Here is a 22975-nt window from a genome sequence, read left to right as displayed (position 1 = left end):
CCGCGCCGGGAGTGCACGCGCGGTCGGAAACGGCAGGGGTGCATGGGCGCGCCTTGACCGGCGCCGACCGGGTGCCCTAATTCGCCTATGCGACCGAAGCGCCTCGACCCCCAGGACAAGCAGATCACCGAGCGCCTCATGCAGGCGGCCGAGTTCGTCTTCGCCGAGAAGGGGCTCGAGAAGGCGACGCTGCGCGAGATCACGGCACGCGCGAACGTCAATCTCGCCGCGGTCAGCTATTACTTCGGATCGAAGTCCGACTTGACGCTTGCGGTCTTCAGCGACCTGTCGACACGGCTGAACAAGCAACGACTCGTCGATCTGGAGGATTGCCTGGCGCGCGCCAAGGCGGCAAAGCGCCCGCCGGAGCTCAAGGCGATCCTCGAGATCTTCATCCGGCCCTACGTCGATACGGGCAAGAGCGGGCGGCTGTTCGCCCGCCTCGTCATGCAGCACCGCGTCGCCCCGACGGATCTCACGCGCGCGATCACCAAGCGCCATTTCGACCCGATGGCGAAACGGTTCATCGAGGCGATCTCTCTGGCGTGTCCGCACCTCGAGCCGAACGATTTCTTCTGGCGCTATGTCTTCATGATCGGCACGGTGGTCTACAGCGTCGCCGACCTCAGCGTCCGGGATCGCACGGCCCAGCTGTCCGAGGGGAAGATCGACCCCAGCAACGTGGACGATTTTCGCCAGGCCATGATCGACTTCCTGATCGGCGGCATGATGGGATCTGCCGAGGCGCAGGTCTCAGCCCCGAAGGTCAAGCAGCGACGGCTTGCGGCGACGCGATCATAAGCCCTGCGCGGGGATCTTGATCGACTGCCGGCGACGGCGGCGCCACGCACCGTCGTCCTGCCGACGGCCATCGACTTCACACGTCGCGGGCTCGCGACGAACGATGCCGATCGTGATCGGTGGATAAGGCATCGGCTGCTGCCGTTGGCCCTTGATTGAAAGCTTGGAGAATCCCTCCCGCCATTTCGTGGCGACGGCGGAGCGTCGCTTACCGAGCATAGAAAGTTGGCGAGCCCTCCCGCCGGGTCGGCGCTGTCGGCGGCGCCCGGCGAGGTCGCTTGACGCGAGCGAAACACGTGTTTAAAACAGACATAATTAAACGCGTGTTTGAAATCGAAATTTGACCGCAGCTTCGAGGAAACATGCCCGCCTCAACGGCCTTCGATGATCCCCGCGCACGAGGGGCGCCGCACCATGACGGCGGCGGTCGAGCCGGCGCTGCATCGGCCGTGCGACCGGCTGTGGCGAAAGATCTGGCGACAGGGAGGAGACTGCTTTGACGGATGTCGTGGGGTTGGAAAACCTTGCCGGCCAGGTCGTATGGGTGACCGGGGCGGGCACTGGCATCGGCCGCGGCGTTGCGCTGGCGTTCGCACAGGAAGGCTGCCGCGTAGCGCTCTCCGGGCGCCGGCGCGAGCCCTTGGACGAAACCGCTGATCTTGTGGAGGCGTCTGGCAGCAGAGCGTTGGTGGTCCCTGCCGACGTCGCGGAGGCTGGCGCCGTGACGGCAGCCCACGACACGGTCGTGGCGACGCTCGGCGACATCGACATCCTGGTGAACAGCGCGGGCACGAATGCGGTCCGGCGCTATTGGCGGGACCTGTCGCCGGCGGACATGGCGCGCACCATGGACGTCAACTTGAAGGGGCCTTTCCTGTGCAGTCTCGCCGTATTGCCCGCGATGCGCGCACGGCGACGCGGGCTGCTGATCCACGTCGTGTCCAACGCGGCCGTTGGCATCTTTCCCGGCGTCGGGCCGACCTACACGGCGAGCAAGCACGGTGCCCGGGCCATGTCGGCCACGATCAACGCCGAGGAAGGCGTCAACGGCATACGCAGCGTGTGTATCAACCCGGGCGCGGTCGAGACGCCGTTTCAGGATGCGAGGCCACGCCCGCCGAGCGCAGCCGATCGGGCCTTGATGGTCAAGCCCGACGACGTCGCCGCCGCCGCCGTGTTCGCGGCTCGCCTGCCACCGCGGACCTGCATGGCCGAAATGCTCGTCACTCCGACGGACAACCACATCTACCGTGAGACTGCGAAGGCCATTGCCGCGCCAGAGCGTGATGATTTTTCTTCGAATCATCATCCGCTCTAATCTTTATTTTGAGCATGATCTTGTCCAAAACCGGTGTCCACTTTTTGGGATCATGCTCTAACGCCCCTGGGCTGACCGCTTCGGCCCATCGCTTCTCGCCCGACCAACGAGCCGCGCGGCGACAAGCGTCCGCAGACAGAGTGCGCCGTCCCTCCTTGCTTTGGGATCTCCAATGATGCCGATCGCAAACAATCCGCCAATGCGCCAACCCTGCGACCGGCTTTGGCCGCCCTTGGCGGATGAAGCGTTCACCCTTGGCTTGCGTGCATTCGTGAGGGAGCGGGTGGTCCCCGAAGCCGATGCGATCGACGAGCAGGATGTCTACCCTGTCGAGCTCGCAAAGGATCTGGCGGCGGGCGGCTACAGTTCCCTGACGCTGCCGGTGGAGTATGGCGGAGGGGGGCAGGACTTCGCCTATGCCATCGCCCTGTTCGAAGAGGTCGCCGTCGGTTCGGCTGCGCTGGCGGTCTCGCTGCTGACGACGTTCCAGGCGCAAACCATCATCCGCCTGTTCGGCAGCGAGAGCCTCAAGGCCCGCGTCCTGCCGCAGTTCGCCGGCGGGCTCCTCGCCTCCTACGCCCTGACCGAGGCGGCGCACGGCAGCGACATCCGCTCGCTCGACACCAAGGCTCGCCGGACGGCGGAGGGCTGGGTGCTGCGCGGCGAGAAGCATTTCATCACCTCGGCATCCGCCGCCGAGTTCTTCGTCATCCTGGCCGAGACGGACAAAGGCGTGTCGGCTTTCGCGGTGCCGCGGCAGACGCCCGGCCTCGACATCTACGAGGGGCGGAACTCGGCGACGTTCGGGTTGCGCAACGGCCCGCACATGAACCTGCGGCTCGACGATGTGGTTGTGCCAGACGACCACCTCATCGGCGCCGAGGGCAAGGGTGTGCGGCAGGCGGTCACGACGCTCGATTATTCGCGAACCCTTGCCGCGGCGATCAGCGTCGGCATCGCACGGGGCGCCTTCGACGCCGCCTACCGCTACGTCGGCGCGCGCAGGGCCTTCGACCAGACGGTGCTGAGCTTCCAGGGCATCCAGTGGTACCTGGCCGAGGCGCTCGCCGACATCGATGCGTCGCGGCTGCAGGTGTTCCATGCCGGCCGGGCGCTCGACGCCCACGACGCCATCGACCGCTACGGCAGCGAGGCCAAATTGCGCGCCGCGCAGGTGGCGACGCGCACTGCGGCGATGGCCGTCCAGGTCTGCGGCGCCCACGGCACCATGGTCAAATCCCCGTTCGGCCGCTACCTGCGCGACGCCAAAACCTACGAGATCGCCGGCGGCTCCAGCGAAATCCTGAAGAACACCATCGGAAAATACCTGGTGCGGGGTCTGGGAGCCGCTCAATGATCACCGATCTCCTGGCCGAGCGGGCGCGTGAGCGACCGCAAGCGCCGTTCGTTGTCACGCGCGAGCGCACCTTCAGCTTCGCCGAAATCCACGAGGCATCGCGGCGGGTCGCGGGCCTGCTCGAGCAGCATGGCATCGGCAAGGGCGATCATGTCGCGCTGCTGGCCGGCAATTCGGCGGCTTTCCTTGCAGTCTGGTTCGGTATCAACCGGCGCGGCGCAGTGGCCGTCACCCTCAACGACCAACTTGTCGCCGACGGCCTGCGCTATTCGGTGGCGCAGTGCGACGCGCGCCTGCTGCTGGTCGACCGCGCCTGGGAGACGAGCCGGGCGAGCCAGCTCGATGATCACCAGCGGGCGCTGCCCCGCATCGTCATCGAGGATGACGCGGCCTTCTTCGCCATGCTGGCCGCGGTCGCCTCCGGCGCGGAGGTGTCCGTCGCGGCGCAGGACGCCTGCACGATCCTCTACACCTCCGGGACGACGGGCCTGCCGAAGGGCGTGGTGAACTCGCACAACGCCTATGCCGCGGCCGGCCGCGCCACGGTCGAGGCGCTGAAGATCACGGCCGACGACCGGATCATGGTGTTCATGCCGCTCTTCCACGTCAATCCGCAGATGTACGCCGTCATGTCGGCGCTGTGGACCGGCGCGGCGCTCATCGTGCTGGCGAAATTCTCCGCCTCCAGCTTCTTCGACGATGCCATCCGGTTCGGCGCGACCGGCTGCACCTTCGTCGGTACCGTGCTGTCGATCCTGGTGAAGCGTCACCCGGGCCTGCGTCGCGATCATCGCGTCCGGTTCTGCTTCGGCGGCGGCGCCACGCAAGCCGTCTGGCGCGAGGTGGAGCAGCGCTTCGGCATCAAGGTCCACGAGGTCTACGGCATGACCGAGGTCGGTGGCTGGAGCACCAGCAACACGGTCGAGGTCTCGCGGTTCGGATCGTGCGGCAAGCCCCGTGCCGACCTGGAGGTGAGGGTGGTCGGTCCCGACGATCGCCCGCTGCCGCCCGGCGAGGTCGGCGAGATCGTGGTGCGGCCGATCGCGCCCGACACCATCCTCATGGGCTATTACAACAAGCCCGAGCAGATGCTCGGCGCGATCCGGAACCTCTGGTTCCACAGCGGCGATCTGGGCGCCTTCGATGCGGACGGCTTCCTGTTCTATCACGGCCGCGCCAAGGAACTCATCCGCCGCAACGGCGAGATGATCTCGCCGGCGGAGATCGAGACCGCCCTGCGGCGCATGTCCTGTGTCGATGATTGCGCGGTCGTGGCCGTGCCCGACGAGATCGCCGGCGACGAGATCAAGGCCGTCGTCGTCGCCTCCGGCGTGCGCGATCCGATTGCGGTCAGGTCGTTCCTTGCCGATCTGCTGCCGCCGTTCATGCAGCCCCGATACGTGGAATTCGTCGAGGCCATTCCCAAGACCGAAACCGAGAAGATCCAGCGCAACAAGCTGCAGTACGTGGACGAGCGCGTGCACGATCTCCGCAGGCCTGCCGACATTGCGTCGGCGCCGGCGGCAGCCGGGGCGACCCGTCCATGAGCCTCCACCTTGACCAGGGCGCGCTGCCGCCGCCGGCCTGTCTGCCGCCACGGCCGGCGCTGCCGCCGTCGCGCTTTCCGATGCCCTCCGGAGCATGGGACACCCATGCCCACGTCATCGGCGGCGGCCCCGATCGGCCGTTCGTGCCGGGCCGCAGCTACACACCGCCGGCCGCCAGCGCGGCCGCCTACGTCGCCATGCTCGACGCCGTCGGCATCGACTACGGGGTCGTCGTCCAGATCAGCGTGCACGGCAACGACAACCGCCTGATCGCCGAGGCGTTGAAACGCTATCCGGAGCGGTTGCGTGGCGTCGTCTCGATCGATGGCACCGAGACCGACGCGCAACTGGTCGCGCTGCGCGCGCTCGGGGTCTGCGGCATCCGCCTCAACGAGCATTTCGCGGGTGGGACCGGCGCTGACCAACTGCACCGGCTGGCCGACCGCTGCCGGCCGCTCGGCTGGCACCTCGATCTGGGCCTCGGCGGGGCGAGGCTGGCGCAACTGGCGCCCGCGCTCGGCCGCCTCGGGATCCGCCTCGTCATCGATCACATGGGCTTCTGCCCCGCCGGGCTCGGCGTCGGCCAGGCCGATTTCGCCGCGGTGCTGGAGCTCGCCGCCATGGATGATTGCTGGATCAAGCTGTCCGGCGGCTATCGTCTGACGGCTGCGCCGGACGGCGAGGACGAGCTTGCGCCGTTCGTCCAGGCGCTGTGCCGAGCCGCGCCGACGCGGACGATCTGGGCTGCGGACTGGCCCAACGTTGCCCTCAGCGATCCGGCACGCATGCCGGAAACCGGGGCGCAGCTGGATGCCCTCAGCCGGCATGTCGGCGATCCTCACCAGCTGCACGCGATCCTCGTCGACAATCCGCAGCGGCTGTACGGACGCCCCGGAACGCCTGTCGGGCCGACGGTGATGGACTAAAATCTGGGCCGGGCCCGCGTGCCAAGGATTGTTCTCGAGTTGATGGATGGCCGGATCAAGCCTGGCCATGACGTCTGAGGTATTTCGTGGCCGTAATGGCCAGAATTGACCTGGCCATCTATATAATCAGAGACTGTCGACCAGTACGCAGGAAGCTGTTTATTTGATGAGACGCTTGACGTCGTCGAAACGTATGTTTAAAACTGTCGTATAAAGACAACGATGTCGAGGAAACATGCCTGAATTCGTTGCGGTGGACACAGAACGTGAAACAGATGCGGCAAGCCGGTCCCATGACCAGGCCGATCACGCGGTTTCGACATGGGTCGGCCGGGATATCCCGCGCAAGGATGCCGACCGGTTCGTTTCCGGACGCATCGACTACACGGCAGACGCCATCGAGGCGGGGACGCTGCGCGTCGCGATCCTGCGCAGTCCGCATGCCCACGCCCGCATCCGGCGGGTCGACACCGAGGCCGCGAGCCGGGCGCCGGGCGTGGTCGCCGTCTTCACCGGCGCGGATGTGCGCGCGTGCTCGGCCCCGATGCCGACGCGGGTGCCGCGCGAGCGCTTTCCCGGCCCCGTCGATATCTGGCCCCTGGCCGGCGACGAGGTGCTGTACGTCGGCCAGCCGGTGGTGGTGGTTGTCGCTACGAGCCTGAACGATGCGGAGGCCGCGCGGGCTTGCATCGAGGTCGACTACGATGGGCTCGAGCCGATCCTGAGCGCATCGGCGGCTTTGGCGCCGGGCGCCGCGCTCGCCCGGACGGAGTGGCCCACCAACGTCGTGGCCCGCGACATGATCCGGCAGGGGGACGTCGACGAGGCCTTACGGACGGCCTTCCGGACCGCACGCGGCGAGGTCTCGTTCGGCTCGGGCACGAGCGCCCCGATGGAGCCGCGCTGCTATATCGGCGATTGGGACGACCGCGCGCAGCGTCTGACTCTGCGGGGCACGCTGCAGCAGCCGCATCCGACCCGCTGGATGCTGGCCCACGTGCTCGGGCTGGCGGAAGCGCAGATCCGCGTCCTGGCAATGACCGCGGGCGGCACCTTCGGCCTGAAGATGGTGGGCCATCCGGAGGAGGCGCTGGTCGCCATCCTCAGCCGCCAGCTCAAGCGGCCGGTGGCCTTCGTCGAGAGCCGCGAGGAATGCTTCCTCGCCAACGCCCGCGAGCAGACGCACCGCTTCGAGATCGCCGCCGACGCGCAAGGCAGGGTCGTCGCCTTTCGCAACACGATCGTCGCCGATGTCGGCGCCATCGGCGCCGGCGGCGGTTGGGTGATGGCGTTGGTGACGCCGACGGTGTTCCCGACGGTCTACGACGTGCCCAACGTCGCCGTCGACGCCACCGTCGTGACCACCAACAAGCCGCCCTGGCAGGGCATTCGCGGCTACGGCAAGGAAACCGCGAACCTGGTGATGGAGCGGGCCATCGAGCTGATCGCCGGCGAGCTCGGCATGAGCTCGATCGAGGTCAGGCGCCGCAATCTCCTGCCCAAGCACGCCTTTCCGCATCGGTTGCCGTCAGGCCTCAACCTGGACAGCGGCGACTACGGGCCGGCGCTCGACCAACTGCTCGAGCTGTTTCCCCTGGACGCATGGCGGCAGCGGCAGCAGAGCGCCGACAAGAGCGACAGGCGCATCGGCATCGGCTTCGCGTTCGACCTGACGCCGGAGGGAGCGTCGTTCCCGGGGACGATGCAGGCCGGGTTCGAGACCTCGACGGTGATCGTCGATCCGACCGGCACCGTGCGGGTCGCGACCAGCGTGACGTCGCCGGGCGGCGGCAACGAGACCGGCATCGCCCAGCTCGTCGCCGACGTCTTCGGCCTCTCGCCGGACGAGGTGACGATCATCCAGGGGGACACCGACATCACGCCGTTCGGCACCGGCAACACCAGCAGCCGCAGCCTCATGTTCGGTGGTGCCGCGTCCGTCCTGGCCGCCCGTGAGCTGCAAGCGCGCATTGCCGTCTGTGCCGCGACGTTGCTGCAGGCGGACCCCGGCGAGCTGGTGTTCTCGCAAGGGCGGATCGGCATACGCGGCGACGCCGACCGATCGGTCTCGTTCAAGCAGGCCGTGTCGACGATTTATACTTACGCCTATTCGGTCGCGGCCGACGTCGAGCTGCCGCTGCAGGTGAGCAAGACCTATCGCTCACCCAATATCCGGCACGTTCCGGACGAATTCGGCCGGATCAGCGCGTATCCGTCGTTCCCCTATTCGGTGCATGCGGCGGCCGTCGAGATCGACGTCGCGACGGCGCAGGTGCGCGTGCTGGACTACGCCGCGATCCATGATTGCGGCGTCGTGGTCAACCCGGGGCTGGTCGAGGGGCAGTTTCGGGGCGCCGTCGCCATGGGCATCGGCGCCACCCTCTGGGAGGAGCTGCTCTACGACGCAAGCGGCGCCACGCGAACCAACCGGTTCAAGAGCTATGTGCTGCCGCGCGCGCCGGATCTGCCGCGGATTAAGGTCGGTCATCGCTCGACGCCGAGCCCGTTTCATCCGCTGGGCACCAAGGGGGCCGGCGAGTCCGGCTTCGGCGGGGCGATGACGGTGATCACCAACGCGATCGCCGACGCCCTGGGCGAGCAAGGCAAGCTCGTGGATCGCGTGCCGTTCAAGCCGGACCGGCTGCTTCCTCTGTTGGGGCAGGCATCGTCATGATCGCGCACGATTTCGACTACCACGCGCCGCGTTCGCTCGCCGACGCCCTGTCGCTGCTCGCGCAGGCCCGGTCGGACGCCGCCGTCCTCGGCGGCGGCACCTGGCTCGTGCCGCACATGACCTACGGCCAGCAGCAGCCGAAGGCGGTGATCGACATTCGCCGGCTCGGCCTCGATACGATCGAGGCCGAAAGCGACCTCATCGTCGTCGGCGCCGGTGTGACCTACCGCCAGGTGCTCGAGTCCGAGGCGCTCGGGACCAGGCTGCCGCTGTTGACCCTGATGGCGCAGCAGATCACCGGCGGCCCCCAGATCGTCGGCCAGGGGACGCTGGGCGGCTCCGCCTGCTACGCCAATCCGTCGTCCGACGTGCCCGCCTGCCTGGTGGCGCTCGACGCGACGCTGCGGCTCGCCAGCAGCGCCGGGCGCCGCGAGGTCAAGGCCGTCGATTTCTACGCCGGCGCCTTCCAGACGATCCGCCGGCCCGACGAGATGCTGACCCATATGGTCTTCCGGCCGACGGCCGACCGCGGCGGCTGCGGCTATTACAAGCTGAAATTCAGCACCGGTTCGTGGCCGATCGTGACGGCCGCCTGCATCTCGACGGTCAGCGCCGGCGGAGCGCCTCGCCACCGCCTCGCCGTTGGCGGCGCCAACGCCGTGCCTGTCGCGTTCGAGGTGGATGACGAGAGGCCCGAGGAAGCCATCGCGGGCCACCTCTCGCGCCTGATTTCGCAGGAGTGGTCGGACGAGTTCGCCGGCGCCGGCTATCGCCGCCAGGTGGCGCCGGCCATCGCGCGCCGGGCATTGCATCAAGCTTGGGGGGCCAGATGAGTGGTTCACCGATCGACGTCGAGCTCAGGCTCGATCACCACGATGTCGTCGCCCGCGTCGACGGGCGCTCGCTGCTGATCGAGGCCATCCGCGACCTCGGCGCCAGGAGCGCGCGCATCGGCTGCCTCACCGGCGATTGCGGCGCCTGCACCGTCCTGCTCGATGGGCAGCCGATCAAGTCGTGCCTGATGCTGGCGGTGGCCGCCGAGGGCCGCGAGATCGTCACCCTGGAGGGCAGCGCCTCGGCCGTCGCCGACGCGGTGCGGCAGGCCTTCATCGCCAAGAAGGGCTTCCAGTGCGGCTACTGCACGTCCGGCATGATCCTGATCGCCATCGACCTGCTCGAGGCCAGCCCGGATCCGGCCGAGGCGGACATCCGCGCCGCCATCAGCGGCAATCTGTGCCGCTGCACCGGCTACGACGACATCGTCAGCGCCATCGCCGAAGCCGCCAGGCAGTTGCAGGCGGCTCAGGCGAAAGGCCTGCGGACTGGGTGAGATCTCACAAACAAGCAAGAGGGGACGCACATGACGACCGAAGAGTTGGGGCAGCCACAGCGCACGCCGGTCACGGCAGGTCTGTCGAGCATGCTGGGCAGCTGCATCGAATGGTACGATTTCTACATCTTCGGCACGGCGACCGCGCTGGTCTTCAATGCGATCTTCTTTCCGAATTTCGACCCGCTGGTCGGCACCCTGCTCGCCTTCGGCACCTTCGCCGCCGGCGCCATCATGCGTCCGCTCGGCGGCATCGTCTGCGGGCATTTCGGCGATCGGATCGGCCGCAAATCGATGCTGGTCATGACGCTGATCCTCATGGGCGGCGCCACCGTGCTGATCGGCCTCATCCCGAGCTATGCCAGCATCGGCGTGCTGGCGCCCATCCTGCTGATCCTGCTGCGCTGCATCCAGGGCTTTGCCTTCGGCGGCGAATGGGCGGGCGCGGCGCTCATCGCCGTCGAGCACGCGCCGCCCCGGCGCAGCGGTTTCTTCGGCAGCCTGCCGCAGATGGGCTCGCCGATCGCGCTATTCCTGTCGACAGGCACCTTCGCGCTGCTGGCGCTGATGCCCAAGGACGACTTCATGAGCTGGGGCTGGCGCATTCCCTTCGTCGGCAGCGCCCTGCTGATCCTGGTCGGGCTCGTCTTCCGCCTGAAGCTCTTGGAATCGCCGTCCTTCGTCCAGGTGCAGCAGCGCGGCGAGGTGGCCGGCGCGCCGATCAAGGAGGTCCTCAGGCACGACCTCAGGCGCGTATTGATCGGCTGCGGCATCGTGCTGTGCACCACGGTCGCCTTCTACATCCAGGCGATCTTCGTCGTCTCCTACGCCACGCAGACCGTCGGCGCGCCGCGCCAGGTCGTGCTCAACGCGGTCCTGGTCGCCTCGTTCTTCGAGCTGCTGATGCTGCCGGCCTTCGCCATCCTGGCCGACCGGATCGGCCTGAAGCCGGTCGCCTTCTTCGGCGCGCTGTGGACGGCCGCCTTCAGCTTCCCGTTCTTCCGGCTGATCGACGGGGGCAGCGCCTTCGACATCACGCTGTCGATCTCGCTGGCGATGGTGGGTATCAGCGCGCTGTTCGCCGTGCTGCCGGCCTACGTGTCGAGCCTGTTCGAGGCCCGAGTACGCTACACCGGCATCTCGCTGGCCTACGGCATCGCCGCTGGCCTGATCGGCGGCCTGACGCCGCTGCTCGCGAGCAGCCTCTACATCTGGGCAAAGTCCGCCTGGCCGATCGCGCTCTATCTCGTCGTCGTCGCCGTCATCAGCCTGATCGCCATCGTCGCCAGCCCGGGCCGCTGGATCATCGCCCGCAGCGACGCGACGGCGCCGCCCGCCGCCCGCCAGGTGCCGGCAGAATAAGACGATCCGCACAAACCGCGAGAACCGCTCGATGATGCAGCTCGACGCAACCCATGACCCGGCCCGCAAGAGCTGGGTCGCCAGCGCCAACGACCCGGCGACCGACTTCCCCATCCAGAACCTGCCCTACTGCATGTTCTCCCGAGACGCCGAACCCGCGCGTGCGGGGGTGGCCATCGGCGACGGCATTCTCGACCTCGAGGCGGCCCTCGACGTGGGGCTGCTGGCCCCGAGCTACGCCGGCGCGATCACGGGATGCCGCGGCACCGGTCTCAATGGGCTCGCCAGGCTCGACCGGGCTGCACTGCAGGCCCTGCGGGCGCGCCTGTCCGAGCTGCTGAGCGCGGAGGAGCATGCAACCGGGCCACACCGCGATCGCCTGATCGTCGCGGCCCGGCGAGCCGCCCTGCACCTGCCGATGAAGATCGGTGGCTTCACCGATTTTTTCGCCTCGCTCTACCACACGGAACGGGGGGGCCGGCGGACGCGGCCCGACGATCCGGTGCCGCCGAACTACCGCTATGTGCCGATCGCCTACAACAGCCGGGCCAGCTCGGTGCGCGTGAGCGGCGCAGCGATCCGCCGCCCCAAGGGGCAGTGGCGCACTACGGCCGGCGACGTCCATTTCGGCCCGACCGAGGCGCTCGACTTCGAGCTCGAGCTCGGCGCCTTCGTCGGCCGTGCGAGCGCGCTCGGCGATCCCGTGCCGATCGACGCGGCGGCGGACCATGTCTTCGGCTACTGCCTCCTCAACGACTGGTCGGCGCGCGATGTCCAGCGGTGGGAGAGCGTGCCACTCGGCCCGTTCCTCGCCAAAACCTTGTCGACGACGGTCTCGCCTTTCGTGGTGACGGCCGACGCCCTGGCCCCGTTCCGCACGGCGCCCGCCCCCCGGCCGGCGGGCGATCCGCAGCCGCTGCCATACCTCCATGCGCAGAGCGATCAACGCGACGGCGGCCTCGATCTCGTCCTGAAGGCCTTCATCCAGACCGACGCCATGCGCGACGCAGGTGAGCCGCCGGTCTGCATCACGACAACCAACTTCAAGCATATGTACTGGACCGTCGCGCAGATGATCGCGCATCACACCAGTAACGGCTGCAACATCGAGACGGGCGACCTGATCGGCAGCGGCACGACGTCGGGGCCGACCGATGACAGCCGCGCCTGCCTCGCCGAGATCACCGGCGGCGAGCGGCCGATCGCCATGCCGACCGGCGAGAGCCGCGCGTGGCTCGACGATGGCGACACCATCGTTTTCACCGGGAGGGCGGAGCGGCGCGGCTTCGTACCGATCGGGTTTGGCCGCTGCGAAGGCCGCATCATCCCGGCCCACGCTTAAGACAAGGAATATTATGGCACGCCGTCTCATCGACATCTCGGTCGCGTTGCAGACCGGAATCGCCAGCGACCCGCCGCATGCCTTGCCGCAGATCGAGTACCGCGATCACCACATGACCGCGCCGGCGATCGCCAGCTACTTCGGTGTCGGCATCGATCAGCTGCCGCAGGGCGAGTATGCGGCCGTCGAGACGTGCACGCTCAGCACCCACAATGGCACGCACCTCGACGCGCCCTACCACTTCTTCTCGTCGATGAACCACGCCCTGACGCCCGGCGGAGAGCCGAGCCTGCGCATCGACGAGGTGCCGCTGGAGTGGTGCTTCCAGTCGGCCGTCAAGCTCGATTTCCGGGCGTTCGACGACGGCTACGTGGTGACGCCGGGCGACGTGCAGGCCGAGCTGAAGCGCATCGGGCACCAGCTGAAGCCGCTCGAAATCGTCGTCGTCAATACCCGGGCCGGCAGCCGCTACGGCGAGGACGACTATGTCGACGCCGGCTGCGGCATGGGCAAGGCCGCGACCTTGTGGATGCTCGAGCAGGGCGTGCGCCTGGTCGGCACCGACGCCTGGAGCTGGGACGCCCCGTTCTCCCACACCCGGCGCAAGATCGCCGAGGGCGGCGACGCGAGCCTGATTTGGGAAGGGCACCGGGCCGGCCGCGAGATCGGCTATTCTCACTTGGAGAAGCTGCACAACCTGGAGATCCTGCCGCCCACCGGCTTCCAGGTGGTGTGCTTCCCCGTGAAGATCCTGCGCGCCTCGGCCGGCTGGACCCGTGCGGTGGCGATCGTGGACGCCTAAGGGGGGCTCCTGAGCTGCCGGACAGGGCCGCCGGAGACGCGGCCGCCCGCGCGGTCTGCGCGGTCGGTGCACGACTAAGTTGCGCGGCCTGTTTCTTCGCTTGATCCGATCGTTGCGGTGCCTCAACGTTGCTGAAGCACGGCTGTGATGGGGGCACGAAGCGCATGCGGCTCAGGGGGGCTCTGCTGATCTGGCTCTGTTGCCTCGTTGCCGGCGCGACCGGGGTCGTGGCTGCCTCCGACGAGGACAGCCGCCACGGCTTTTCCGCGGCCCGCAGCGCCGAGACCGTGGATCGCAGCCAGATGCCCGGAGAGATCGTCCGCCTCAAGGCCGCCGCCGACGGCGGCGACGCCACGGCCATGTACGATCTGGGCGCCATCTACGCCGAGGGCTATGGCGTTGCGCCGGATTTTGTAGCCGCGCACGCCTGGTTTCAGAAGGCTGCGGACGCGGGGCTGGCCATCGCCATGACCGGCTTGGGAGCGTTGCATGCCAACGGCTTGGGCGTGGCACAGGACTACGCGGTCGCCCGCGGATGGTACGAGAAGGCGGCCCGCCTGGGCGAGCCGACGGCGCTGCTCAACCTCAGCACCATGCACCTCAACGGGCAGGGCGTTACCAGGGATCCGGCCGCCGCCGAGGGACTGCTTCAACGAGCGGCCGAGGCGGGGAGCGTGTTGGCGATGGGCGCGCTTGGGCTCAAGTACGCCAAGGGCGACGGCGTGGCCCTCGACTACGCGGCCGCGCGCAGGTGGCTCGAGAAGGCCGCCGATGGCGGCGATGATACCGCCATGTACAATCTCGCGATCCTGCATAGCCACGGCTACGGCGGCCCACCAGACACGGTGGCTGCTCGCGAGTGGTACCGGAAGGCGGCCGAGGCGGGGAACGTGTCCGCCATGACCGAGCTTGGCCTCACCTACGCCAGGGGCGACGGCGCGGCGCCGGACTTTGCCGCCGCCCGCACTTGGCTACAGCGCGCGGCCGACGAAGGCGACGCGCAGGCCTCGTACAATCTCGGGGTCATCTACGACCGTGGCCTCGGCGTCGCTCAGGACGCCGCCGCCGCCCGGGCCCTGTACCAGAAGGCCGCGGACGCCGGTCTCCCGGCCGCGATGGTCAACATGGGCACGATGTATGCCCGCGGCCAGGGCGTTGCCCAGGACTTCGCCACCGCCCGCAACTGGTATGAGAAGGCGGCGGCGGCCGGCAGCACCGCCGCGATGATCAATCTGGCCATGATGTACGCCGACGGCGACGGCATGGCGCGGGACGTGGCCGCGGCGCGGCGCTGGTACGAGAAGGCGGCGGCCGCGGGCGACGAGGACGCCGCCAAGCGGCTGGCAGAGCTCGACAAGAAGAGCCGGAGGTAGACGCGCCGGAGGCGGAAGGGGAGCGAGAGCCAAGCCGCGGGCTCTCCGCAGCAAGACGACAAACAAACAAGGCCGGGCTTGGCGGCCCGGCCTTGTGCAAAATTCCAGGACTGCGCGTCGATCAGGCGACGGCGGTGCCCGCCGTGCTCTGGATCCACCGCGACAGGTCGCCCTTGGGGGCGGCGCCGACCTTCTGGGAGGCGAGCTTGCCGTCCTTGAAGATCATCAGGGTCGGGATCGAGCGGATGCCGAACTGAGCCGCGACGCCGGGGTTCTCGTCGACGTTCAGCTTGACGATCTTGACCTTGCCGTCGAGCTCCTTGGCGATCTCCTCGAGCGCCGGGCCGATCATGCGGCAGGGGCCGCACCATTCGGCCCAGAAGTCGACGACCACCGGCTCCGCGGCCTTCAGGACATCGGCCTCGAAGCTGGTATCGGTCACTTTTGTGGTCGCCATAGCTAACCTTTCCGCGAGCCGTTCGACTCGCTCCATTCATCGTCGCACAGAAGCTAGGAAGCCGTCGGCGGAGGGTCAAGGCCGGCCTCCCGCGGCCGGCACAGGGCGGGTGTGCGTCTACACGATATCAGGTCCGGCGGCGGCGGCGGTGCTGCGCCCCAGCTTCCGCAGCGCCTGCTGCTGCTGTTCCGGCGTCAGCTCGATGACCGTCGGCCCCGTGCGGTAGACCAGCAGCGGGCGCACCGGCCGGCCGGGGAGCGCCTGCCGCACCAGGGCGGCATAGAGCGCCAGCTGGGCCACGTGGCCGTCGTTGGGCGCCGCCGCCGCGGCGCCGCTCTTGAAATCGGCGATGAGCACGGCGTCGTCCGTCACCGCCAGCCGGTCGATGCGGCCGCTGACCGAGACGGGGCCGGCGCCCGGCAGCGTGACCTCGCCCGCCACCTCCACTTCGCTGCGGCCGGCCGGGCCGAACAGGGCCTTGAGCCGCGGCGCGGCGACAATGGCCAAGGCCTCCGTCGCCAGCGTCTCCCGGCGCTCGGCCGGCCAGTCCGCTGCCTGGCTCGCCACGTAGCGTTCGGCCGCCGCCGCCCGCATCGCCGCCGCCTGGGCCGGCAGCCGCTCCAGCAGCCCGTGCAGCAGCAGGCCTTCGCGCCGGGCGTCGCGGTCGCCCGTCGCCCTCTGGCCCGTCGCCCTCCGCCCCGGTGCGCTATCCACGGCGGAGGAGGGCAGCAACGGGGTGGCCCGGGCCGGTTCCTGCGGCGCCGGCGTGGTCAGCCAGGGCGGCGACGGTGGCGCGGCGGCGACGGTGGCGCGCTGCTCCGCCGGTGCAGCCGGTGCGCCGCTCGCCACCACGCGCAGCGTGCCCCCGCTCAGCGGATCGTCGACCTCGCGCATCTCCAGCCCACGGCCGTCGGCGTCGGCGGCGAGCCCCAGCGCCACGTCGATCATGCCGTACCAGGATTCGAGCGGCGGCGCCTGCGGGCGCTTGGCGAGGTGGGGGGCGATGATCAGCCGCTCCTTGGCCCGCGTCATGGCCACGTAGAGCAGGCGGTTGTGCTCCTCGCGCTCGCGCCGGCGGGCGGCGCTGCAGGCCTCCACCAGGGCTGCCGGCCGCTCGGCCGCGGCCGGCAGCCACACCGGTACCGGCCGCCGCGCGGGGCCCCCGCCGACGTCGAAGGCGAGCAACAGCGGCAGCCGCTCGTCGTAGCGGCAGGCGTCGGCGAGGATCACCGCCTCCGCCTCCAGGCCCTTGGCGCCGTGCACGGTCATGACGCGGATCTCGCCGCGGCTGGCGTCCATGTCGCGCTTCACGTCGTGCACCGCGTCGCCGAAGCGGGCCAGGAACAGGGCGAGCGACGGGGTCTCGCGCTGCTCGTGGGTGAGGGCCAGGCTCAGGAACTCGTCGATGGCGTCGTGCGCCTCGGGTCCCAGCCGCGCCACCAGCGCCCGCCGGCCGCCGAGCGGGCCGAGCAGCGTGGCGTAGAAGCCGAACGGGCCGAGCCGTCCGCTCATCTCCTCGAAGCGCTCCACGGTCTCGAGCGCGGCCGCCGCCTTCATGTGGCCTGCGCCGGCCGTGTCGCGGAGCGCGTCGCGCAGCGACGACCGGCCCGGGCGGCGGGCGGCGACGGCCACGAGGTCGTCGTCGTCGAGGCCGACGAGCGGGGACTTGAGCACCGTGGCCAGGGTCAGGTCGTCGGCGGGCAGCAGGGCGGCGCGGCCCGCGGCCACCAGGTCCAGCACGGCGATGTGCTCGTCGAGCCGCAGCCGGTCGGCGCCGGCGACCGGGAGCCCCGCGCCCTTGAGCGCACGGATGATCGCCTCGAACAGCGCGCCGCGCTTGCGCACCAGGATCAGCACCTCGCCGGCCGGCACCCGGCGGCCGGTCTCGTCGCCCTCGTGCACCAGGGAGCGGACGTTGCGCGCGATGCGCTCGGCCAGCACGACGGCGGCCGAGGTCGGCTCGGGCGCATCGACGGGGGCGGCCCAGGCGTCGGGCTCGACCTCCTCCTCGGCCGCGGTCGGCGTCCAGATCTCGACGCGGCCGTAGTGGCCGAGCCGGCTGGTGGCGTGCACCGTGCCGGCCCGGACGTTCGGGCCTTCGCCGAACGCCAGGCCGGCGAAGTGGCCGGGCACGCCGAACACCAGGTCGACGGCGGCCAGCACCGCCGGCGCCGAACGGAACGAGACGTTGAGCTCGAGATGCTCGAAACGGTGGCCGGCGGCGGCGGCCGCGCGGGCGAAGTGGCGGCCGCTTTCGGCGAAGGCCCGCGGATCCGCGCCCTGGAAGCCGTAGATCGACTGCTTGGGGTCGCCCACGGCGAACACGGTGCGGTCGAGCTGGCGGGCCCCGGCGCCGACGGTGAACTCGGCCGTCAGCGCCCGCAGGATGTCCCATTGCGCCGGGTTGGTGTCCTGCGCCTCGTCGACCAGCACATGGTCGATACCGGCGTCGAGCTTGTGCAGCACCCAGCTCGCTGCGTCCGAGTGCTGCAGCAGCGTGCGCGTCTTGTCGATGAGGTCGTCGAAGTCCAGTGCGCCGCGGGCGTGCTTCATCGCCTCGACCCGCGCCAGGATGGCCTCGGCCAGCGTCATCAGCGCAGCCGTGCGCTCCACCGTGCGCGCCGCCCGGCGCCGGTCGATCAGGCCGGCGAGCCGGTCGCGCTCGGCCCGGATACGGGCCGCCAGCTCCGGCGCGATCGTGCGGGTGACCAGGATGTCGGCGCGTGGCTTGCCGTCGGTGAAGAATACGGTGAGGTAACACTCGAGCCGTTCGCTCGGCTCGGTCGCGGCGCTGGCCGCCCGCAGGTCCGCGGCACGCTGCTGGTCGGTCTTGGCGCCGCGCGCGAGCTCGTCGGCGATGGCGCTCCACTCCGCCGGCGGCAGCCCGTCCTCGATCATGGTGCGCTCGATCGCGGCGAGCGTGTCGCCCGGCAGGAGGCCCAAGGCCCGCGCCAGGGCATCCATGGCGGTGGCGATGCCGCCCGCTGTCGCGGCCGTCTCGCGCAGGAAGGCGCGCTCGGCGAGCGCTGCGCGCACCGCCGCGGTGAACAGGTCGCCGGCGGCTTCCAGGCTGACGCGATGGAGGGCGGCCGCCGCGGTGCCGCCGATGGCGGCCGCGCTCAGCACGGCGCGGGTAGCGTCGGCTACGAGCTCCTCGCCAGCCGCGTCGTCCAGCACCTCGAAGCGGGCCGGGACGTTGGCCTCGAACGGCACCAGGTGCAGCAGGCGCTCGCAGAAGGCGTGGATGGTCTCGATCTTGAGGCCGCCCGGGGTCTCGACGGCCTGTGCGAAGAGCCGGCGCGCCGCGGTGAGGCGCGCCGGCGAGGGCCGTCGACCCTCCAGCGTGCTCAGTTCTTTTGCCAGCTCATTGTCGCCGTGGGTGACCCAGGTGGCGAGACGGTCGAACACCTTGACGGCCATGTGAGCTGCCGCCGCCTTGGTGTAGGTGAGGCACAGGATCTTGCCCGGCGGGGTGCCGGCGAGCAGCAGGCGCAGCACCCGGTCGACGAGCACCTTGGTCTTGCCGGAGCCGGCGTTGGCGGAGACGAAGGCGGAGAGCGCAGGATCCGAGGCGATACGCTGCACCTCGGTGGCGCGGCTCACCGGAGCGGCCGCCTCGAGCGCGTCGAGGCTCATGGCTCCGCCTCCGTGCTGGCGAGGGACCACTCGCGCACCCGCGCCAGGTGGTCGTAGTCGTTGTAGCGCTTGGCGTACTTGGCGAATGGACGGGCCCGGAAGGGCAGCTCGCCGGCGACATAGCGGCCGATCAGGGTCTCGAAGCGGGCGAGGTGCTCCTCGATCAGCGCGGCGACGGTGCGCGTCTCGCCCGGTGGCGGCGCGAGCGGCCGCGGCCGCAGCGGCGGGGCGCCGCCGTTCGCCTGCACGTAGACGAGCTCCGCCGGACCGTGGCCCGGGGGCACGCCGGCGAAGGCGCCACGACGCAGCATGGCCGCCTCGAGGGTCAGCTGCGGCGCGAAGCCGACGAACACTTCCTTGGCGGTCGGCGGCGAGCCGGTCTTGAAGTCGACGACCGTGGCACCGCCGTCGCGCTTGAGCTCGATGCGGTCGGCGCGGGCCCGCAGCGTGAAGGCGGCGCCGTCGGCGAGCGCCAGCTCCAGGCTGCCGGAGACCTCGGCGAAGACCTGCGCGATGCCGGGGCGGCGCGCCAGCTCCCATTGCGCGAAGGCCCGGGCGACACGCTCGAAGCGCGGCCACCATTGGGCGGCGACATCCGGATAGGCGGCGAGGCCGGCGAACGCCTCGCGGCCGAGCGCGACCAGCTCGTCGGTGGGATCGCCGGCGAGCGCCGTCGGCCAGCGCTCGGCGAACGTGCCCAAGACGTCGTGGATGATGGTGCCGCGGTCGGCCGCGCCCGGCGGCACGGCCAGGTCGTCGAGCGGGTCGAGGCGCAGCACGTGCTTGGCGAAGACGGCATAGGGGTCGCGCACCAGCGTCTCGACCTCGGTGACGCTGAGCGAGCGGGGCACCAGGTCGGCCGGCGGCAGGGGCGCGGGCTGCGCGATCGGCCGCGGTGCCGGCGTCGCGTCCAGGGTCGCCGCCCAGGCGAGATAGCGGCGGCCACGGGCGACGGCCTCGGTCCAGGGCGAGACCGACCCGCCGTCGTCGGCGAGCGCCTTGAGCCGCTGCAGGAAGCGCGACGGCACGGTCGGCGCGCCGCCGCGCTTGGCGGCGCGGGTGATGACCGCGTCGGGCGTGCCCAGCGCGGCAACGAAGTCGTGCGCCGTCTGGCCGATGCGCCGTTCCGGCGGCGGCAGGCCGAGGGCTGCGGCCATCGGCCGGTTGATGAAGCTGTCGGTGCGGGCGGCGGGCGGCCACACGGCCTCGTCGAGGCCGCCGAGGATGACGCGGTCGACGTGGACGAGGCGCGCCTCCAGGAGGCCGAGGATGCGCACGCGCCGGTCGCCGCCGGCCCCCTCCTGGCGTGCGACACGTTCGCCGGACAGCCGGGCGAAAAAGCTCGGATAGTCGCCAAGCCCGCCGGGCACCGTGCAGCCCGCGGCGGCGGCGAGATCGTCGAACAGGGTGAACAGGGCCTCCGCATCCGGCCCCGCGAGCGCGGTGCGCTCGCCATCGCCGGCCGCGGCCGCCAGCACCGCCTGCCGGTGGGCGGCGGCGAGCGCCACCAGATCGTCGCCCCCCGCGGCTGCGATCAGCGGAGCCAGCGCCGCCTCCAGGCGGTCGATGAGGCCGGCGGCGAGCTCCCAGTCCCGCTCGCCGAGCCGCTGCAGCGGCCGCGGTGCATGGCGGCCCGCGGCTTCGGCCCGCCGCTCCGGCAGCACGGCGCGCAGGCCGGCCAGGCCCGGCGGCGGCTCGGGGCCGCGCAGCAGCCCGATCTCCAAGGCGGTCGCGGCGCGGCGCGCCCGGCGCCGGCTCAGGCCGAAGGTGGCGAGGGGATGGGTGACCAGGGCGACGAGCGGCCGCGCCGCGCAGCGGCCGGCGGCCGCCTCCGCGAGCAGCCGGGCGAGCCGGCCGGGGCCGGTGCGGGCGAGCGGCCGGCCGGCGGAATCGTCGGCGTCGATGCCCCAGCGGCCGAGCTCGGCGCAGACCCTCTCGGCCAGGCCCCGATCGGGGGTGACGAGGGCGACCGTGGCGCGGGCGTCCTCCAGCGTCTCGCGGATGGCGATGGCCGCGGCCAAGGCTTCCTCGCGCTCGTCGGCGGCTTCCACGATGGCGACCCCGGCGAGGGCCCGGCCGGCCGTCTCGGGCGACGGCCGATGCGCCGGCTCGGCCCACAGCTCGGTGGTGGCGGCCGGCCGCAGCGCCTCGCTGAGCAGGCGGTTGCGAGCGCGGGCTGCCGGCGGGGCGGTGCCAAGCGGAGCGACGTCGTGCCTGTCGATGCCGATGGTGGCGAGGAGCCGCGCCATGGCGGTCTGCGGGTGGCCAAACGGCGCCTCGTCCACGCCCTCGCGCTCGTCGTTCCGCCGGCCGCTGCCGGTCAGCAGGGCGAAGCTCGCGTCGTCCAGGTCCTGGTCCAGCCCCGGCAGCACCACGGTGCCGTTGGGCAGGCGGGCAATGGCGGCGAGCAGCCGGGCCGTGGCCGGCATCGAGCCGGTGGAGCCGGCGGCGATCATCGGGGCCAGCGGCGCTGCCCCGTGCTCGCCCGCCAGCCGCGCCGCCTCGGCCAGGATGAGGGCGTTGCGGCGGGCGGTGGGATCGCTCGCGCCGCGCTCGGCGAGGATCGCCGGCCAGGTCTCGGTGACGATGCGCAGGAACGCCAGCGTGATGCCGAAGTAGGCGCTGTGGCGCGCCTCCACCGTCGCCGCCAGGGCGTCCCAGTCGACCCCCTGGGTCGTCACGTGGTCCATCAGGCGTTCGAGGTCACCGGCGAGCGCCAGGGCGTCCGCCGGCGAGGCCGGCACCAGCAGGGGCTCGTGCGGCGCCAGCTTGAGGAGCGCCCGATCGACTTGCTTCGCCCACGCCAGCACCAGGCGGGTCAGCGTGAGCCGCCGCTCGGTCGCCGGGATCGGCGGCGGCAGGGCGGCGCCGGCGCTCTCGAAGGCACCGGCGTCGTCCTCGTCCGGGTCGAGCGGCGTGTCCTCATCGACGTCGCCCAGCGGCACGATGCGCGGCAGGAACAGGGCGCCGACGCCGGCGTGCGCCACCAGATGGTCGGCGAGAGCCCGCGCGGCGCGCCGGGTCGGCAGGAAAATGGTGGCGCGGGCGAGGCCCAGAGGCTCGGTGCGCGGCGCGAAGCCCGGGATCAGGCTACCGTCGAGCAGGGCGGCGGCGAGCGTCGGCAGGAATGGCGCGCCCGGCGGGACGGTGAAGACGCGCGGAGCGGCGGGGCGGCTGAAGAGGTCGGGACGCGGCTCGTCGATCACCGGTTGCTGTTCGCGATCACATCCTCGGCGGCGCGCACCGCGTCCGGCGTCCCCACGTGGAGCCACTGGCCGTCGAGCCGCAGCCCGTGCAGACGGCCGCGTTCGAGCGCACGGTCGAAGATGAGGTTGAGCGAGAACGGGCCGTCCGGCGTGTCCGCGAACAGGGTCGGCTTGATGACGGCCACGCCCGCGTAGACGAAGGGCACCACCAGCCGCTCGCCGCGGCGGATCAGTCGGCCGTCGGTATCCATGGCGAAATCGCCCAGGCCGTCATAGCCCACGCTGGTCGCCGTGGAGGCGAGCAGCAGCAGCACGTCCATGCGTTCGGGATTCCAGGCCTGCGCGAGGCGCCGCACGTTCGAGCGCGGCCCTTCGATCCACAGGCTGTCCGAATTGCCTATGAAGAACGGTGCCTCGCCCAGCAGCGGCAGCGCCTTCTTGACGCCGCCGCCGGTTTCCAGCAGCCGGCTGCGCTCGTCGGACACGGTGATCATCGGCGCCTTGCGCTTGCCCAGGTGCGTCTCCACCAGGTCGGGCAGATAGTGGACGTTGACGATCACCTCCGTCACGCCCGCATCGAGGAAGCGGTCGATGGCATGGTCGACCAGCGCCCGCCCGCCGACCCGCACCAGCGGCTTGGGCGTCGTGGTGGTGATCGGCCGCATCCGCTTGCCGAGCCCGGCGGCAAGGATCATGGCGCGGGTAATGGGCTGTTGGCCGTCGGTCATGGCCGCGTTGGCCCCGATGGACCATTGGGCGGATCCCGGCTGAGGAGCTGACATGTCGTTCATGCGCCTAGCGTCTAATGCGTTAGGGCCGCAGGCGCCGAGCGTCTGCTGCCCAA

16 protein-coding genes are annotated in these 22975 nt (G+C 70.6%); 12 read left to right on the top strand and 4 right to left on the bottom strand.

What is annotated here, in order from left to right; all coding sequences use genetic code 11:
- Positions 1–87: 87 nt before the first annotated feature.
- From ACZ5PO_RS02700 to ACZ5PO_RS02645, 12 genes are all read left to right on the top strand, one after another.
- Positions 88–801 carry a TetR family transcriptional regulator gene (locus ACZ5PO_RS02700; RefSeq protein ID WP_464190000.1) on the top strand — a complete coding sequence of 238 codons (714 nt, stop codon included), beginning with the start codon at positions 88–90 and terminating at the stop codon, positions 799–801.
- 496 nt (positions 802–1297) lie between these two features.
- Complete coding sequence (locus tag ACZ5PO_RS02695) at positions 1298–2119, top strand: SDR family oxidoreductase (protein WP_464189998.1); 822 nt, start codon at positions 1298–1300, stop codon at positions 2117–2119.
- 172 nt (positions 2120–2291) lie between these two features.
- On the top strand, positions 2292–3476 hold the full coding sequence (locus tag ACZ5PO_RS02690; RefSeq protein WP_464189996.1) for an acyl-CoA dehydrogenase family protein: 1185 nt from the start codon (positions 2292–2294) through the stop codon (positions 3474–3476).
- Positions 3473–5023: a class I adenylate-forming enzyme family protein gene (locus ACZ5PO_RS02685; RefSeq protein WP_464189994.1), complete on the top strand. Its 1551-nt coding sequence runs from the start codon at positions 3473–3475 to the stop codon at positions 5021–5023. Before ACZ5PO_RS02690 ends, ACZ5PO_RS02685 begins: the two co-directional genes overlap by 4 nt.
- Entirely contained in the window at positions 5020–5949 is a 930-nt protein-coding gene (locus ACZ5PO_RS02680) for an amidohydrolase family protein (RefSeq protein WP_464189992.1), read from the top strand. Before ACZ5PO_RS02685 ends, ACZ5PO_RS02680 begins: the two co-directional genes overlap by 4 nt.
- A gap of 235 nt (positions 5950–6184) precedes the next feature.
- Positions 6185–8623: a xanthine dehydrogenase family protein molybdopterin-binding subunit gene (locus tag ACZ5PO_RS02675; protein ID WP_464189990.1), complete on the top strand. Its 2439-nt coding sequence runs from the start codon at positions 6185–6187 to the stop codon at positions 8621–8623.
- Positions 8620–9456, top strand: coding sequence for an FAD binding domain-containing protein (locus ACZ5PO_RS02670; protein ID WP_464189988.1), 837 nt, complete (start codon positions 8620–8622; stop codon positions 9454–9456). The genes ACZ5PO_RS02675 and ACZ5PO_RS02670 overlap by 4 nt, the downstream gene beginning before the upstream one ends.
- A complete protein-coding gene (locus ACZ5PO_RS02665; protein ID WP_464189986.1) occupies positions 9453–9953 on the top strand; it encodes a (2Fe-2S)-binding protein in 501 nt (166 codons plus the stop codon). Before ACZ5PO_RS02670 ends, ACZ5PO_RS02665 begins: the two co-directional genes overlap by 4 nt.
- A gap of 30 nt (positions 9954–9983) precedes the next feature.
- Positions 9984–11315 (top strand): MFS transporter, encoded by a 1332-nt coding sequence (locus ACZ5PO_RS02660; protein ID WP_464189984.1) that lies wholly within the window; start codon positions 9984–9986, stop codon positions 11313–11315.
- Between the two features lie 31 nt (positions 11316–11346).
- The gene (fahA, locus tag ACZ5PO_RS02655; protein ID WP_464189982.1) at positions 11347–12657 is read left to right on the top strand and encodes a fumarylacetoacetase; all 1311 of its coding nucleotides are present in this window, start codon (positions 11347–11349) and stop codon (positions 12655–12657) included.
- A gap of 13 nt (positions 12658–12670) precedes the next feature.
- Positions 12671–13459 carry a cyclase family protein gene (locus ACZ5PO_RS02650; RefSeq protein ID WP_464189980.1) on the top strand — a complete coding sequence of 263 codons (789 nt, stop codon included), beginning with the start codon at positions 12671–12673 and terminating at the stop codon, positions 13457–13459.
- Positions 13460–13623: 164 nt separating this feature from the next.
- Positions 13624–14832, top strand: a complete 1209-nt coding sequence (locus ACZ5PO_RS02645; protein WP_464189977.1) for an SEL1-like repeat protein — start codon at positions 13624–13626, stop codon at positions 14830–14832.
- A gap of 121 nt (positions 14833–14953) precedes the next feature.
- Here the strand turns inward: ACZ5PO_RS02645 and trxA are convergent, their stop codons facing one another.
- The 4 genes from trxA to ACZ5PO_RS02625 form a co-directional block, all read right to left on the bottom strand.
- Positions 14954–15289 (bottom strand): thioredoxin, encoded by a 336-nt coding sequence (trxA, locus tag ACZ5PO_RS02640; RefSeq protein WP_464189975.1) that lies wholly within the window; start codon positions 15287–15289, stop codon positions 14954–14956.
- A gap of 117 nt (positions 15290–15406) precedes the next feature.
- Positions 15407–18925 (bottom strand): double-strand break repair helicase AddA, encoded by a 3519-nt coding sequence (gene addA, locus ACZ5PO_RS02635; RefSeq protein ID WP_464189973.1) that lies wholly within the window; start codon positions 18923–18925, stop codon positions 15407–15409.
- Entirely contained in the window at positions 18922–22131 is a 3210-nt protein-coding gene (gene addB, locus ACZ5PO_RS02630) for a double-strand break repair protein AddB (protein ID WP_464189970.1), read from the bottom strand. The genes addA and addB overlap by 4 nt, the downstream gene beginning before the upstream one ends.
- Positions 22128–22859 (bottom strand): nucleotidyltransferase family protein, encoded by a 732-nt coding sequence (locus ACZ5PO_RS02625; RefSeq protein ID WP_464189968.1) that lies wholly within the window; start codon positions 22857–22859, stop codon positions 22128–22130. Before ACZ5PO_RS02625 ends, addB begins: the two co-directional genes overlap by 4 nt.
- Positions 22860–22975 lie beyond the last annotated feature (116 nt).

It is taken from the genome of Chelatococcus sp. KU-N122 (assembly GCF_055391085.1).
This window is presented reverse-complemented; position numbering and strand designations above follow the sequence as displayed.